Source organism: uncultured Roseivirga sp., assembly GCF_963973945.1.
Classification (GTDB): domain Bacteria; phylum Bacteroidota; class Bacteroidia; order Cytophagales; family Cyclobacteriaceae; genus Roseivirga.
Genome location: NZ_CAXBBV010000001.1, coordinates 640,678 through 656,251, shown reverse-complemented (window position 1 = coordinate 656,251; position 15,574 = coordinate 640,678). Strand labels below are relative to the sequence as shown.

Genomic DNA, 15,574 nt, shown 5'->3' with positions numbered 1-15,574 from the left:
CTTAGACCTGCAAGATATATGCTAACTTTGTTTTCGGACAATATGGCTGATAAACGTAAGTAAATGGACAATGAATCTTTCAGGCGACACGCCCACAGCCTTGTGGACTGGATGGCCGATTACCTACAAAACGTAGAAGAATACTCTGTTTTACCCGATGTAAAACCGGGCGATATAAAAAAACAGTTTCCAAAACTCCCTCCTGAGCAATCAGAGCATTTTGAGGCCATTTTTGCCGATTTCAAACAACAAATTGTGCCAGGAATGACCCACTGGGAGAGCCCCAATTTTATGGCCTACTTCCCAGGCAATAAAAGTATGCCCTCCATTTTGGGCGAAATGCTCACTGCTACTTTGGGTGCGCAATGCATGATTTGGCTTACCTCGCCTGCCGCAGCAGAGCTTGAAGAACAAATGATGGAGTGGATGAAAGAAATGCTGGCCTTGCCAAAGCATTTTACGGGTGTAATTCAAGATACGGCTTCTACCGCTACGCTTTGTGCCATTCTTACTGCGCGCGAAAAAGCTTCGGGTTATAAAGTGAATGAAGAAGGTTTCTCTGGCGCGGAGAAATACATAGTTTATGCTTCAAACCAAATTCACTCTTCTATTGATAAGGCCGTAAAAATTGCAGGCATAGGCTCCAATAATCTTCGCAAAGTAAATGTAGATGATGCTTTTGCTTTAGATCCTGCGCACTTAGAAGCGTTGATCAAGGAAGACATAGCTGAAGGAAGAAAGCCACTTTGTGTAGTTTCTGCCATAGGCACAACCAGCACAACGGCCATCGACCCAATTATGGCTATCAGCAAAATTTGCCAGAAATATGATATTTGGCACCATATAGATGCGGCTTATGCAGGCACTGCTCTAGTTTTGCCAGAAATGCGCTGGATGGCAGAAGGTGTTGAGCTTGCCGATTCCTTCGTTTTCAACCCACATAAATGGATGTTCACCAATTTTGACTGCACGGCTTATTATGTAAAAGACCCACGTGCTTTAATCAATACTTTTGCCATTTCGCCCGATTACTTAAAAACTTCAGTAGACGATGAGGTGAAAAATTACCGCGATTGGGGCGTGCCTTTGGGTAGAAGGTTCCGAGCACTTAAGCTCTGGTTCGTAATTCGCGAAATGGGTGTTGAAGGGATTCAAGCCAAAATCAGAAAACACATTGCGCTTGGTCAGTGGCTGAAAACCGAAATTGAAAAGCACCCTGATTTTGAGCTTCTAGCGCCAGTTCCGCTGAACACACTTTGCTTTAGGTTTGCTCCAAATATAAGCGAAGACAAATTGGACGGCTTGAATGAAGAAATAATGAACAGGGTGAATGCTACCGGAAAGCTCTTCTTTGCCCAAACCAAATTGAACAACAAGTTTTCGTTGCGATTGGCCTTTGGAAATACAAACCTTGAAGCCAAACATGTAGAAAACGCTTGGGCTTTAATTCAAGAAAAAGCAAAAGAGGTTTTGGCTAGCGACTTCTAGCCAAAAAACAGATATTAAAATTCAGCCTTATAATGGCCTAATCGACAGAATAAAATGAGGAGAAGGAAGAGTCTTAGTGATCTTCTTTCTTCTTCTTTCCTTTAAAAAGGGCATCGTGCTGACTCAAAGCAGCTACAAAGCCAACAAGAATTACAACAATCCAAATAAAGGTATTTGCTCCAGAGGCAATTGGCGGGTCGAATAACATAGCTTCTATTTTTATTTCGGAGGGCAAAGATAAATCAAAATGCCAATGTTAAGAAACTGTTCACGAATTTTTAACAGCCTTGTAACATTCTGTTCGTTTAAGGAACAAAAATGTAATATAAACTTAACTAATTAAAAGGCCGTTCAAAGGGCTGATCATTCTAGTTTTACGTAAGAATTGGAATCAAAATGAAAAATACACTTCGGGAAGAGCGAAAGCGAAAAAAGATAACTCAAGAACAATTGGCAAGCCTAGCGGGGGTGTCGCGCCAAAGCATCAACGCCATTGAGCGTGGAAAATACACGCCTTCTACAATGCTTGCTCTTAAAATATCTGAGATTTTCAATACTTCGGTAAACCGCTTGTTTGAGCTAGAACCGATGGACTACCAAGCTAAGTAATTAAACCATACTGTCTTGGGCCATTTTTTCAGAGGCCTCAGCCATTCGTAGTCGTTCTACAAACTCGCCAATTTCACCATCCATCACTGTAGGTAAGTTGTGTTGAGAATAACCAATTCTGTGATCGGTTACACGGCCTTGAGGGTAATTATATGTTCTAATTTTATCCGACCTATCGGCACTACCCACTAAAGACTTACGTTTTCCAGCCTGCTCTTCTTCCTGCTTTTTCAGTTCAATTTCGTACATGCGTGAGCGAAGAACACTCAATGCTTTATCGAAGTTTTTATGCTGCGAACGCCCATCTTGGCATTCTACCACAATACCAGTTGGAATATGCGTAAGTCGAACTGCCGATTCAGTTTTGTTTACGTGCTGACCTCCCGCACCTGAAGAACGATAGGTATCCTTTCGAACATCCTTCATATCGAGGTTAACGTCAATATCTTCTACTTCGGGTAAAACCGCCACCGAAGCTGCTGAGGTATGCACTCTGCCTTGGGATTCGGTTACAGGAACTCTCTGTACCCTGTGAACGCCAGATTCAAATTTTAATGCTCCGTATACGTCTTCGCCCGAAACTCCAAAAGTAATTTCCTTGAAACCGCCAGAAGCTGCCTCGTTTATGTTGATTAGTTCTTTCTTCCAGCCTTTATTTTCAATGTACCTGTCATACATTCTATATAAATCACCTGCAAAAATCGCAGCTTCATCTCCACCCGCTCCCGCTCTTATTTCCACGATTACATCTTTAGAGTCATCTGGATCTTTAGGGATTAGCATTACTTTCAGCTCTTCTTCAATCTCCTCTTTTCGTTCGGAAAGTTCGCTAATCTCCATTTTGGCCATCTCACGAAACTCCTCATCCTTTTCAGTTTTCAGAAGTTCTTTGGACGATTCTATATTTTCGTTCACATTGATGTACTCATCATAGACAGTCACAATCTTCTCTAGGTCTTTGTATTCCTTGTTCAGTTTAGAATAATGCTTCATGTCTGTCATGGCATCAGGCTGTACTAGGAGCTGACCTACTTCTTCGAATCGTGCTTTGAGTGTCTCTAGCTTGTCAATCATATTTATGCGAATTAATCCACAAAATTAACAAACAATTGACAAGGCTGTTAATTTTACACCCAACTGAGTAAATATTTTATTTCATGAAAAAGCTAAGCATCATAATTCTCGCTCTTTTCGCTTTCAATTGTTCTAATCAAAAGGTAGATACAAAAAAGGCGCTTCAAGACATGAAAAGCCAAGAAATTCAGGTGGTATCTGATGCTCAAATCATTGAAAAAGCCAAGCAAATGGGCGATAGTATTTCCGTTAAGCTCAAGGTGAATCTTGAAGCAGAAAAAGTGATATGGGCAGCAACTGAGTCTGGTGATATTGAAACAAAGGGTCTGCCTTTTAATGAAGAGAATAACTTAGAAGGAAAAGGAAGAGCTATTTACGAAGCTTACTTATACAATAGCGAGAATGATATTAAATCACCTGCCAATGTACAGTTCTTAGAAGATACTCATTTTGTACTTTACACTTCGGCCATGGTGGTAGAAGGCAAAGAGGTGGGAATGTGGTTTATAAAAATTCCTCGAAAGACGATTGTCTTGAACGTGGCTCAATAGCGTCTATTTTCCATTGAGTTCTTTGTACCTGAAACAGTCGATGGTATGGTCCATCACTAAACCACAAGCCTGCATGTGGGCATACATAATGGTACTGCCTACAAATTTAAACCCTCGCTTTTTTAAATCCTTGCTCAGCGCATCCGACTCTGGTGTAGTTGCTGGCACTTGCTTCATGTTTTCCCAAGCATTCACAATGGGTTTTCCGCCCACAAAAGACCAAATGTATTTATCGAAAGAACCGAACTCTTTTTGCACCTCTATAAATTTTTGGGCATTAATTACTGTACCTGCTACTTTCAGTCTGTTACGAATAATAGCGGGGTTCTGAAGAATAATTTCTACTTCAGCTGGTGTAAATTCAGCAACTGCTTCTACATTAAAATCAGCAAATAACTGACGATAGCCCTCTCGCTTCTTCAAAACGGTCGACCAACTTAAACCTGCTTGTGCGCCTTCTAGAATCAAAAATTCGAAATGAGTTTTATCGTCATGTACAGGCACGCCCCATTCCTCATCGTGGTATCTTTCGTATTCTTCAAAGGTGTTTTCGCACCATGTGCAACGTTTCTTCATAAAACCATTTTCCGTAAAAATAAGAAAGGGCTGCTAAGTATTCTCATGTATTTGAGTATTACTTAATAGCCCCATTCTCTTTATTTTTTAATAACCGTTCAGGTCTCCAGACGCAGCAATAAATGCTAAAACAGATGCCCCAAAAAGAATCGTGAGAACAATACCAATTGCATACCAAATAAGCATTCCCTTTGCCCAATTAGATTTTGACTCAGGAATTTCTTTGCTTACCGCCCAAACAATTAGCATAATAAATCCAATAAGGGGAATTGCCGTAATGAAAATGTTCAATACCCATTCGCCAACCGAGATGGGTTTTTCGTTTCGTTGTGGTTCCATAAGTTTAAATTAAGGTTGAAAATCTATTCATATTACAAAAAATAATTGATAGTTACATCTTTGGATATGAGTCGATTAAGAAAAATTAATCAGAAGTTAAGCCAGTTTTAATACTAGCGTTTTATGTTCGAAGAAAATTAAGACTATGAAAAATCGGTTTACATTTTTGCTATTCGCATTACTACTTTCTATTCCAGTAGTGGGTCAAGAAATTCCTTCTAAAATGCTCGATTATGCAAAACGCTTTAATGATAAGTCTAAGCATATAGAGGTAACCTACCGTGGAAAGTTTATCAAGTCCATTTATGGTGATAGGACTATAGAAAGCTATTTAATTGGGGCGATTTTCCAGAAAGAAAACGGAGACCTATTAAGTCTAACATTCCCGGCTAAAAATGGGGCGATGATTAAACCCCTTATGGCTTTAAATGAAACTGTTGAAATTAAGGTAAGCGGAGACCAAGAGTTTTTGGAAAAGGCTCCATATAAAACTACTTCTACAAGAAAGGCAGAAAAAGAACTGAGTAAAAAGATTTCAGGGATAGGTTCTTTACTAGAAGTAAGAACGAAAAAAGAAGTTTTTTTAATCGAACCAAATAGTATTGAAGCTAATAAAACAGGGTTAAGAAACAGTCAAACTTTTGAAACAGTGATAGCGGCTAAAGTATTGAGCAGCACAAAAATCAAAGGGCGTGAGTACTTACTCTTTTTAGAAAACGGAGATAGTTTGCTCGCCAAAAAATCTATATCAAACAATGACGATCATATTGAATCAGCTTTTGTAAGCTATGTTCGCCCAGTCAAAAACTATATCGCTGGTTCAGTTGTAAAAACCAAAAACACGCTAGAAATGGCGCATGGAATGATCATTGGCAGTAAATATGGTAATTCTATAATGCCTTCTTTTGGGCAAATTTCTATGTTCTTAGATCAAAAAACAGGCGTGGCAAATGAGCTTGTTCCGAATGAACTTGGACTGATATCTTATTTGGAGACGCAATCAGCCAACGAAAGGATTACTTATAGATTCAGTGAAAACGATGCAAAGGCAATTAATTCTTTTATTCAGAACCACAAAAACGAAGAGCTTTCACTTTTCTATCGTAACCGCACAAACAACGGCTATTTCCGTAGTGAACACTATAATTTTCTGTACGCTTTATGCACAAATAAGGACACCCTCCGTTTATACGGTTTCGCCCAAGCAAAAGAAAGTTACGAAACGGAGTCTGAAGAAGTAAGCGGAGTGGTAACCAGCATTGACTTAGAACGAGTAAATAAAGATGATGTATTAAGGGGCGTAGTTTTGGATGGCAAGTTCTACATTAAAATTAGCACCCGAATTGCTTCTTCTGTTTCAAACCTAATTAAGGAGGGCAAAACGATTAAAATCGAAGGTTGGAAAAGAAACGGGCTTGAGGGGGAAGTTAATAAATTGGGCTACGGTATTTTTATCCCTTCAAAAATCACTGTAGACGGAACAACTTTTAAAGACCAAGTAAACCTGACTCGCTCCCTATGAGAATTCTGTTGATTGAAGACGAAGTTAAGCTGGGTAATTTTTTAGTAAAAGGCTTAGAGGAAGAAGGTTATTCCGTTGCGCATGAAACCAATGGAAGCGAAGCTTTAGAAACGGCAGCCACCAACGATTTCGACCTGATACTTTTGGACATTATGCTGCCAGGGCAAAGCGGTTTTGAAGTGCTGAAGAATATGCGTGAATTTTCTATTCATACGCCCATCATTTTTATGAGTGCTTTAAATGAAAGTGAACACGTAATCAAGGGGCTTGATTTAGGTGCGATTGATTATGTTAAAAAACCCTTCGATTTTGAAGAATTGAAGGCGAGAGTAAGAAATGTGCAAAGGAAATTCGGTTCAACACGGGCTTCAATTCTTCAGGTTAAAGACCTTAAAGTAGATTTAATCAAACGCGAAGTAACCCGTGCCGATCAATTGATCGAGTTAAGTAAGCGAGAGTTCTCTATCTTAGAACTGCTGTTGAGCAATACCAATCGCGTGCTTTCCAAGTCAGAGATTACCCAGAAAATCTGGAACATTAATTTCGATCGAGGAAGCAATGTGGTGGAAGTTCATATGCATCAACTCAGAAAAAAAATAGACTTTGAGTTTGAGCCCAAGTTGATAGAAACCCAAGTAGGTTACGGCTATAAAATTCAAGGTGAACTCGTAAAAAGTTAAGCTTGCCGCAGATTCAGTTTTTTAAAAGTATTCGATTTAAGATTGCTGCGGCCTTCTTCGTGGTCTTTTTAGGCATTTCGCTCGCCTTTAACTATTCCCTTTTTCAATCCATCCGAAACAGCCTCATCAATGCTTTTCAGAATGGCGGAAAAATTGAAGCCTTGAGCATATTAAACGGGGTAGATGATGAACTCACACAAATTCCTGTTACACAAGAAGATCAGCCCATTCAACTGTGGTTTGGCAACATGTTCGAAAGCCAAATGGTGTATGAGCGGCCCGATTTCCCAGAAATATTCTCTTCCGTTTTTGTAGAAATAGAACAGCCCACTTCAGACGAACGAGTTTCTCTGATGGAATTCATCAAGATTGATTCGTTTACGTATTGTATTGCCCGTAGGCCTTTGGATGAAAGCACTGGCGCACAAATCAGTTTGGTACTGGCTAAAAACAATCAGGTCGTCTATGATGAAATTTCAGCCTTAAAGTCCAGGTTGATTTTTGCCAATTTGGGTGCTGCGCTGATCGCATTTATCGCTGCAGTTTTAATTGCTCATTTCACTTTAGCACCATTGCAAAAGTTAATTGCCAAGGCCCAAAGTGTAAAGGCCTCGCCTCAAATGGATCGTTTACCTGTTTCTTCTGCTAATGATGAAATCACTCAGCTTTCAGCCACGATGAACGAAATGATTTCAAGAATTGAAACTTCCATTCGTAGTCAGAATCAGTTTTTCGCCATGGCAGCCCATGAACTTCGAACGCCTTTGGCCAATATGCAGTCTGAGCTAGAGTATAGAATGGGCTCGTCTGAAAAAGAATTGAGTCAAGAAACGCTCAATAGCTTACGCGAAGAAGTGATTAGGCTAAAAAACATTGTGCAAGATTTTCTGCTGATGAGTCAGCTCAAATCTGAAACGCTAGTGTTACGCAAATCCGATTTCAGATTGGACGATTTGATTTATGATATGCTGGAAAGAATGCGTCCGACTTTGTCTACAAAAAACTTCGACATCAAGCTTTCCATCAATGCCAATCCCGAAGAGCTTACGATAAATGCAGATAGAGAAAAGCTCGAAGGCGTATTGGTCAACCTCTTCGACAACATACGAAAATATGGGGCGAGTAGGCAACCCGTTTCGGTTGAAATCTCGGAACAAAACGAGGTGCTTTCCTTACATATTCAAAACGGAATTGCGGAAAATATCGATTCACTTCAGAAAGGAATGGGGCTTGGTTTACAGATTGCAAAGCAGGTGATAGAAAAGCACAACTACGAATTTTTGCTATCAAAAAGTAAAACAAAATTTACTATTGAAATAGTATTCTATAGTTAATGCACATAACTGGCGGCATTCACATCAATCGTACACCCTGTTGCATGATCCATTAATCCGCTGGCCATCAACGTAACCAATGGTGCCAAATCCTTCGGCTCGGTCAATTGATTCAATGCAATATCATCAAGGGCAAAACCCTCTCCGTATTGGTCCATAAAATCTTGTGCCATGTCGGTTCTTACAAAACCTGGCGCAATGGTAAATGCTTTGATTTCATTTTTTCCGTAAGCCCGAGCTATCGAACGCGTAAGCGCCACCACTCCACCTTTCGAAGCCGCATAGGCCAAGTAATCAGAAGTATCTCCACGAAAAGCAGCCCGTGATGAAATATTGATAATTCTTCCTCCACCATTCTCCAAGTAATGCTCGATGGCTTTTTTACACAGAAGTCCCGTAGCTTTTAGGTTCACGTCCATTGTAAACTGCCAGTCGCTTAGCCAGTCGTCATCAGTTTTTGTTAAATCCGAAGAAATGGCAACTCCAGCATTGTTAATCAACACATCCAAACCATTCATTTTATCAATTACTTGTTTAAACAAGTTTATGGTTTCCGATGCATCAGAAAGATCAGCTTGAAAAAGCTGACAGGATGGATTTAACTCTTTTAGAATGGATTGTGCCTGTTCTTTATTTGAATTATAGTGAACAGCCACTGCAGCGCCAGAGTCTGAAAGCTGTTTTGAAAGAGCACGGCCAATGCCCCTCGAACCGCCCGTGACCAATATTACCTTGCCTTTTAATGAAACCTCCATGATTCAATCTATTTATTCCCTTCAAATTAATTCAAAAACTAGGCTTCTTTCTTACCGTCAAAATCATTTCTAGTTCAAAAAAGCTTTATTCATTCTATATTAAGAACATGTTTGGGTTTTGATCAAAGCCACAAAACCTTTAATATTCTACTTCGATTAAGCTAAAAACTATCTTAAGTCATGAAAATCAAATTGATTGCCTGCACCATTGGTCTATTTTTCGGAACTACAATAACCGCTCAAACAATGGACTTTGAAGGTTATAATCCACCATCAACACTCGTTGTTCCTGAACACCCGATCACCCGATCTAAATTTCCTTTTATCGATATCCACAGTCATCAAAGACGAATGGGTGAACAGGATTTAAATGCACTTGCTGCCGAAATGGATGGAATCAATATGGGGCTTATGGTAAATTTAAGTGGTGGTAGCGGCAAATCAATTGCAGACGCCTCCACAAATATAAAAGCCAATCAACCCAAACGTTTTATTGTTTTCGCCAACGTAAACTTTATTAATGTAGGTGAACAAGGCTGGGGAGAAAGGGCCGCTGCCCAACTAGAAAGGGATTATAACCAAGGTGCACGGGGACTTAAAATATTCAAAAGCTTAGGCTTCTCCGTAAAAGATATAGACGGTAATCGTGTAGCGGTGGACGATCCAAGGCTTGACCCTATTTGGGCAAAATGTGGTGAATTAGGTATTCCTGTACTTATCCACACTGCAGATCCAAAACAGTTTTGGGCACCTTTTGACGCTGAAAATGAAAGATGGTTGGAGTTGAAAACACATCCCAATAGAAAAAGAGAAGATGATAATCCCGTGCCTTGGGAAACCCTAATTCAAGAACAACACAACGTTTTCAAAAAGCATAAGAATACGCAATTTATTGCAGCACACTTAGGCTGGTATGGTAACGACTTAGCCCATTTAGGAAAACTCTTGGACGAAATGCCAAATATGAATGTAGAAATCGGAGCGGTAATCGCTGAGTTGGGTCGCCAACCTCGTGCAGCAAATGCTTTCCTCACCAAATATCAAGATCGCGTGCTGTTTGGAAAAGATGCTTACAACCCTGAGGAGTACGCCACCTATTTTAGGGTGCTGGAAACGAACGATGAATACTTTCCTTATTACAAAAAATACCACGCCTATTGGAAAATGTACGGCCTAGGTTTGTCTGATGAGGTCCTAAAAAAGATCTATTACAAGAATGCTATTCGTTTGGTACCGGGCATTGACGCTTCTGCTTTTCCGAAATAGAAATTATTTGAAGTGGTGCTTTTCCCGATTCAGGGTTTGAATATGCTAGTACAGTCTGGAAACGTTTTTTCTCCCAACAATTCAAATTACGTTTGTTGCATGGGTAGTCTGCAACATGGAGTTGAGAGAAGGGTGAGAAAGTTGATGCTTTGCATTGGTATTGCGGTGGGCTTGTTGATTATTGTTTCAGAAGCGAAGGCACAGGAAAAGAACATTTACCTCTACGGAAAAGTAACCACTATTAATGGCGACAAATACCAAGGCGCTTTGCGCTGGGGAGGAGATGAGGTGTATTGGGTCGATCTTTTTAATGCGCAAAAAACCTCAAGCGATTTTTTAAAATTCCTTTCAAAAAAAGAAATACAACAGATTTCAGATCAAGAAGGTGGAAGCTCATGGTTAGGCATTGACCTCGGTGTATTGAGCATTTGGGACGACAAATATAGCCGCACGGCTCATCAATTCGATGCCCGTTTTGGCGATATCAAAAGCATTAAACCTACAGGCAGAAGCCGGGCACAAGTGACACTAAAAAATGGAGTAATTGTAGAAGTGAGTGGTAGTGGTTTTGCAGATGTAGGTACTAGCGTGAGTGTGTACGATGAAGAATTAGGCATTGTAAAGCTGGACTGGGCAAGGATAGAAAAGGTTGAGTTTTTAGAAAGTGGAAAAACTCCCAAATCGCTGTTTGGTGAAGCCATATACGGAAAAGTAAAAGCCGGTAGAAGAGGATTTTTTGAAGGGGTTATTCAGTGGGACCAAGGCACAAGCGAAAACAACCACAATGAACGTTTTTTAGAAGACATTCTAAATGGGAAAGACCGAGATGGTGATAAAAACATTCCTTTCAGGTCGATTACCAAAATTGTAAAAAAAGGAAATGGGGTAGACGTAACCCTAAAATCGGGAAGAGAATTCTACTTAACAGGCTCGAATGATGTGAACCATGAAAATTCTGGTGTTGTCATTTACGACAGAGAAATTGGGCAAATCATAGTGTCATGGCGTGATTTTGAAGAGCTCGAAATTATAGAAAGTAAAAACCAAGGGCCTTCCTATAGTGAATTCCCATCCTCCACAGGCTTACGAGGAACTGTAATTAACAGAGATGGTGAAAAAATAAGCGGACTTATTGCCTATGACTTAGACGAGGCTTGGGAATATGAAACTTTAGATGGGCAAGATGACCGAGTGATTTACAAAATCCCTTTCCGAAACATCAAAAACATCATTCCTAAGAACTACAGTTACTCAATGGTCATTCTCAGAAATGGCAAAGAGCTATTGCTAGGTGAAAGTCGTGATGTATCAGAAGACAATGATGGAGTGCTTATATTTACTTCGAAAGACGCCAAACCAACTTATATACGTTGGTCACAAATTGACGAAATCATCTTTGATTGAGTAAAACACTTTGAAATTCAGTCGTAGTCAAATCATCCAAAACAGCATTGCCATCAGTTTGGTGGTGGGCGTTTTTGTTTTTCTCTATGCCACTTCAGCTCCCCGCGAACTTTATCTGACAGCAGGGCTCATTGTTGCGGTGTTACTTTTGATTTTACTGGCCAACCGTGCTTTAACTATTTCTTTAGACCGCAAGCTTCCCTGGCTTACTCATGGCAATAAGCGCTTTTACTCCCAATTGGGTATTGGCGTATTAGTTTCTTTAGTAATCATCAACTTGAGCTATTTTCTGTTTAAGATTACCCTCACGGAAGACCCTCCTGTTGGAAGTCAAATTGCAACCATCAATGCATTATCCATTTTGATTTTGTTGCCCATCATTTCAATCAATTTTGGAATTCAGTTTTTGAAACGCTGGAAAAACGCGCAATTGGCTTCAGAAGAATTTCAGAAAGAATCGATCAAGGCAGAGCTGAATGCTTTAAAAAATCACTTAGATCCGCATTTTCTCTTCAACAACCTCAACATTCTTTCTTCGCTCATTTCCAAAGACCAAAAGCAATCACAGGCTTATCTGGAAAAGTTTGCGGAAGTCTATCGTATTATTCTTCAAAGCAGTTCCGAAGAATTGGTGGAGTTGAAACAGGAGCTCAGTTTTATTAGTGCTTATATGTATTTGTTAGAAATTCGGTTTGAAGACACCATACAGCTGAGCATGACCATAGATAAAAAGGACGAAGCTTTATACTTGCCTCCGCTCACCCTGCAAATGCTCATTGAGAATGCCATTAAGCACAATACCGTTTCGGAAATACGTCCACTAAAAATTCATGTTGAAAGTCAGAACGGCTATATCTCAGTAAAAAATAACCTGCAGGAAAAGAAAGTTGAATTGCCGAACAGTGGGCAAACTGGTTTGGAAAACATTAAGCGTAGGTATTCCTACTTTACTAAAAAGCAGGTTGAAGTGATTAAGAACCCAAACTCATTCATCGTGCGTGTTCCTCTCATCAATATTTCTGAAATTTAACCTTAAAAGCTAAGCGAATGAAAGTACTGATAATCGAAGACGAAAGGCTGGCCTCAGAAAGGTTAATTGAACTGCTGAAAGAACTCAAACCAGAACTCGAAATCGTAGGTACCATCAGGTCAGTTGAAGCGGGTTTGCTTTGGTTCGAAAATAATGAGCCTCCCAACTTCATTGTCAGCGACATTCAGTTGCTTGACGGAACGAGCTTTGAAATTTTTGAACAACATAAACCAAAATGTAAAGTAATCTTTACAACAGCATACAATCAATATGCGATTAAAGCATTTGAAGTAAATAGTGTGGATTACTTGCTTAAACCCATTCAGCGCGAAAAGTTGGCCGCTGCGCTAGAAAAAATTGAAGAACAACCCGCCATTTCCACTTCTCCAGCCTTTGACCTTGACCAAATCAAAGCACTGATTAACGAACAGAACAAAGAATATAAATCACGATTCCTCACCAAGATTGGTCAGCGGATTCGCGCCATTCCTACAGAAAAAATCGCCTATTTCTATACCCACGATAAGCTTACTTATATCGTCACTTTTGAAAAGCAAAAGTACATCATCGATAACACGCTTGAGGAAGTAGATCAAATGCTAAACCCAAAACAGTTCTTCAGAGTAAACCGCAAATTCTTAGTGCATTTCGATGCCGTTAGCGACATTCACCCTTATTTCAAAGGCCGAGTAAAACTGAGTCTTAGCCCAGAAATTGATGAAGACATTGTGGTGAGTTCGGAAAAGACACCGCTTTTCAAACAGTGGTTAGATAACTAAAAACACCTCTCCAAAAGTTGGTGTCATAATTCCCTAATGGCTATCATTTTCTCAGGATCTAGAATCAAAGCTTTTGGAGAGTTCAACCATCATTTCCAGTTCAGTAGGGTCTCCTCCCGTTTCGGTTAAAGAATAACTAGGTAGAGCCAATCCGTATTTCTTGCTAAAGTGTCATTCTGCATCTTTGATTCGTCAAAAGAATCAAACTCAAACAACACAACCATGATTAAATCAATTATTTCAAAATCTGCCCTTTTTCTCGGGCTCATTGCGGCCCCATTTCTTACGGCCAATGCACAAGATGAAGGATTCATCTACGGAAAACTTACAACCATTGATGGCAAGAGCTACACAGGTCAAATGCGCTGGGGCGATCGCGGAGAAGGCTATTGGACAGACCACTTTAATGGAAACAAGGAAGAAAACGACAACTATCGTCACCTGACAAGAGAAGAAAGAAACGACTTAAGGGACGAACAAAGAAGGAGAAACAGCAGCTGGGGCAGCTTTAGCATTAGTTGGGGCAATAACAGTTGGGAAACTACGCACGAATTCAGAACTGAATTTGGCAACATTTCTAGAATAGATATTAACAGACGTTCTGAAGTGGAGTTAACGCTTCGCAATGGGGATAGAGTTTTTGTAAAAGATGGCTCAGACGATATGGGAGGAACAATCACCATTCTTGATCAAGAATTGGGAAGCATGAAATTCAACTGGAGCAGAATTGAAACCATAGAGTTTATGGATACACCTAGCAAACTCACCAGCAGAATTGGTGATCCACTGTACGGAACTGTTGAATATTACGGAGGTTCAATCACTGGATTCGTTCAGTGGGACCACGATGAGCGCTATAGCACAAATGTACTCGATGGCGATACCCGCGATGGCGACATGAAAATCGAATTTGGCAATATTAAGTCCATCGAAAGAGATCGCTCTGGAAGTAATGTGGTGACCAAGTCAGGAAGAGAGCTTTATTTGAGAGGGTCGAATGATGTGGACAACTCGAATGGTGGAATCATCGTGAGCACCGATTTCGGAAGAGTAGATATTCCATGGAAAGAATTTAAGCGTGTTGAATTCACCAATGCGCCCAACTCTGGAAAAGCATATTCAGCCTACGAAGTGAAGAAAATCTCTGGAACCGTGGAAACAACCAAAGGAGAAAGCCTTTCTGGCGAGATCATTTTTGATCTAGATGAAGAGTACAATTTCGAAATCATTCAAGGAAAGGATGATAACATTGAATACTTTATTCCAATTGCAAACATCAAATCCTTCAGCCCAAGAAATTACGATAATGCAAGAATTGTGTTGAAAAGCGGTAAAGAATTAACCCTTGGTTCGGGTAGAGATGTAAGTGATGAAAATGAAGGCGTTTTGGTTTTCAACTCAAGCGGAAAGCCCACATATGTGAAATACGAAAACATTAAGCAGATTAATTTTAACTAAGCCCAAAAGTCAGAAACATTATATTGGTCAATTGGAAGGCTGCAACTACGTTGTGGCCTTCTTTTTTTAAAAGCTAAACAACAAATAGAAGAAGAGCAACAGCCAAAGTACATCTACAAAATGCCAAAAATCTGTTAGCATTTTGAATCTGATTTTTTGGTAAGGATTGGTGCAGTAAATCAAGCTTTGCACAGCATCCAGCGAAACCTTATTACACTTCACCAGCAATCGAACTGCGTAAAGTAAAATGGCCACTACATGTACCACGTGTAAACCTGTAATTACATAGAGGTAAGCACCAGAGCGTACTCCGCTAAAAAGAATCTGATTTTCTTGTAGTTCGCGCCAACCCAAAAACTGAGAAGTGGCAAAAGTCAAACCCAGCAAAAAGGTAATTCCCAACCATTTTTTCAGTTTTTCCAGCTCGTCTTTTTCATAAGCGGGAATAATTTTAGACACTGAAAAGCTAGAAAGAAGCATTAGTACCGTACTCACCACAAAGAATTTAGGGAATTCAATTTTAAGGAAGTCGCTATTAGTTGGTCTGCTTGCAGTAAAAGCAACTACCAAAAAGAGGAAAAGAACAGAACTACCAATCAAGGCCACATAAAGCATAATTTGATGCGGGTGCATCTGTTCCACTTTCTTAAAAGTTTCGCGCCTTAGGTCAATTTTAACTTTTTCCTTTTTCACTATGGATGCTTTAACA

17 protein-coding genes are annotated in these 15,574 nt (G+C 39.9%); 11 read left to right on the top strand and 6 right to left on the bottom strand.

Going from position 1 to position 15,574, the window contains the following annotated elements; all coding sequences use genetic code 11:
• The first annotated feature begins 63 nt into the window (after positions 1 to 63).
• Positions 64 to 1,488, top strand: a complete 1,425-nt coding sequence (locus AAC026_RS02930; protein WP_339694915.1) for a pyridoxal-dependent decarboxylase — start codon at positions 64 to 66, stop codon at positions 1,486 to 1,488.
• A gap of 73 nt (positions 1,489 to 1,561) precedes the next feature.
• On the opposite strand, the gene AAC026_RS02925 is transcribed toward AAC026_RS02930, so the two are convergent.
• Positions 1,562 to 1,696, bottom strand: coding sequence for a hypothetical protein (locus AAC026_RS02925; protein ID WP_339606533.1), 135 nt, complete (start codon positions 1,694 to 1,696; stop codon positions 1,562 to 1,564).
• Positions 1,697 to 1,884: 188 nt separating this feature from the next.
• On the opposite strand from AAC026_RS02925, the gene AAC026_RS02920 reads away from it, so the two are divergent.
• Complete coding sequence (locus AAC026_RS02920; protein ID WP_339606534.1) at positions 1,885 to 2,097, top strand: helix-turn-helix transcriptional regulator; 213 nt, start codon at positions 1,885 to 1,887, stop codon at positions 2,095 to 2,097.
• Here AAC026_RS02920 and prfA read toward each other — a convergent pair whose 3' ends face one another.
• The gene (gene prfA, locus AAC026_RS02915; RefSeq protein ID WP_339606535.1) at positions 2,098 to 3,171 is read right to left on the bottom strand and encodes a peptide chain release factor 1; all 1,074 of its coding nucleotides are present in this window, start codon (positions 3,169 to 3,171) and stop codon (positions 2,098 to 2,100) included. It abuts the gene before it with no gap.
• An 83-nt stretch (positions 3,172 to 3,254) separates the two neighbouring features.
• On the opposite strand from prfA, the gene AAC026_RS02910 reads away from it, so the two are divergent.
• Complete coding sequence (locus tag AAC026_RS02910) at positions 3,255 to 3,722, top strand: hypothetical protein (protein ID WP_339694914.1); 468 nt, start codon at positions 3,255 to 3,257, stop codon at positions 3,720 to 3,722.
• Positions 3,723 to 3,725: 3 nt separating this feature from the next.
• Here AAC026_RS02910 and AAC026_RS02905 read toward each other — a convergent pair whose 3' ends face one another.
• Positions 3,726 to 4,298: a DNA-3-methyladenine glycosylase I gene (locus tag AAC026_RS02905; protein WP_339694912.1), complete on the bottom strand. Its 573-nt coding sequence runs from the start codon at positions 4,296 to 4,298 to the stop codon at positions 3,726 to 3,728.
• 87 nt (positions 4,299 to 4,385) lie between these two features.
• A complete protein-coding gene (locus AAC026_RS02900) occupies positions 4,386 to 4,637 on the bottom strand; it encodes a hypothetical protein (protein WP_339606538.1) in 252 nt (83 codons plus the stop codon).
• Between the two features lie 145 nt (positions 4,638 to 4,782).
• On the opposite strand from AAC026_RS02900, the gene AAC026_RS02895 reads away from it, so the two are divergent.
• From AAC026_RS02895 to AAC026_RS02885, 3 genes are read left to right on the top strand one after another with little or no spacing between them, the layout of a single operon-like run.
• Positions 4,783 to 6,159 (top strand): hypothetical protein, encoded by a 1,377-nt coding sequence (locus AAC026_RS02895; protein ID WP_339694911.1) that lies wholly within the window; start codon positions 4,783 to 4,785, stop codon positions 6,157 to 6,159.
• On the top strand, positions 6,156 to 6,839 hold the full coding sequence (locus tag AAC026_RS02890; protein WP_339694909.1) for a response regulator transcription factor: 684 nt from the start codon (positions 6,156 to 6,158) through the stop codon (positions 6,837 to 6,839). The genes AAC026_RS02895 and AAC026_RS02890 overlap by 4 nt, the downstream gene beginning before the upstream one ends.
• A gap of 2 nt (positions 6,840 to 6,841) precedes the next feature.
• The gene (locus tag AAC026_RS02885; protein ID WP_339694907.1) at positions 6,842 to 8,173 is read left to right on the top strand and encodes a HAMP domain-containing sensor histidine kinase; all 1,332 of its coding nucleotides are present in this window, start codon (positions 6,842 to 6,844) and stop codon (positions 8,171 to 8,173) included.
• On the opposite strand, the gene AAC026_RS02880 is transcribed toward AAC026_RS02885, so the two are convergent.
• Positions 8,170 to 8,928: an SDR family NAD(P)-dependent oxidoreductase gene (locus AAC026_RS02880; protein WP_339694906.1), complete on the bottom strand. Its 759-nt coding sequence runs from the start codon at positions 8,926 to 8,928 to the stop codon at positions 8,170 to 8,172. The genes AAC026_RS02885 and AAC026_RS02880 overlap by 4 nt on opposite strands.
• Before the next feature lie 180 nt (positions 8,929 to 9,108).
• Between AAC026_RS02880 and AAC026_RS02875 the strand changes: the two genes are divergently transcribed.
• From AAC026_RS02875 to AAC026_RS02855, 5 genes are all read left to right on the top strand, one after another.
• The gene (locus AAC026_RS02875) at positions 9,109 to 10,194 is read left to right on the top strand and encodes an amidohydrolase family protein (protein WP_339694904.1); all 1,086 of its coding nucleotides are present in this window, start codon (positions 9,109 to 9,111) and stop codon (positions 10,192 to 10,194) included.
• A 99-nt stretch (positions 10,195 to 10,293) separates the two neighbouring features.
• Complete coding sequence (locus AAC026_RS02870; protein ID WP_339694902.1) at positions 10,294 to 11,598, top strand: hypothetical protein; 1,305 nt, start codon at positions 10,294 to 10,296, stop codon at positions 11,596 to 11,598.
• Between the two features lie 10 nt (positions 11,599 to 11,608).
• Positions 11,609 to 12,628, top strand: coding sequence for a histidine kinase (locus AAC026_RS02865; protein WP_339694900.1), 1,020 nt, complete (start codon positions 11,609 to 11,611; stop codon positions 12,626 to 12,628).
• 17 nt (positions 12,629 to 12,645) lie between these two features.
• Positions 12,646 to 13,407: a LytTR family DNA-binding domain-containing protein gene (locus AAC026_RS02860; RefSeq protein WP_339694899.1), complete on the top strand. Its 762-nt coding sequence runs from the start codon at positions 12,646 to 12,648 to the stop codon at positions 13,405 to 13,407.
• A 222-nt stretch (positions 13,408 to 13,629) separates the two neighbouring features.
• Entirely contained in the window at positions 13,630 to 14,865 is a 1,236-nt protein-coding gene (locus AAC026_RS02855; protein ID WP_339694898.1) for a hypothetical protein, read from the top strand.
• Between the two features lie 66 nt (positions 14,866 to 14,931).
• Here the strand turns inward: AAC026_RS02855 and AAC026_RS02850 are convergent, their stop codons facing one another.
• Positions 14,932 to 15,558: a cytochrome c oxidase subunit 3 gene (locus AAC026_RS02850; protein ID WP_339694896.1), complete on the bottom strand. Its 627-nt coding sequence runs from the start codon at positions 15,556 to 15,558 to the stop codon at positions 14,932 to 14,934.
• Positions 15,559 to 15,574 lie beyond the last annotated feature (16 nt).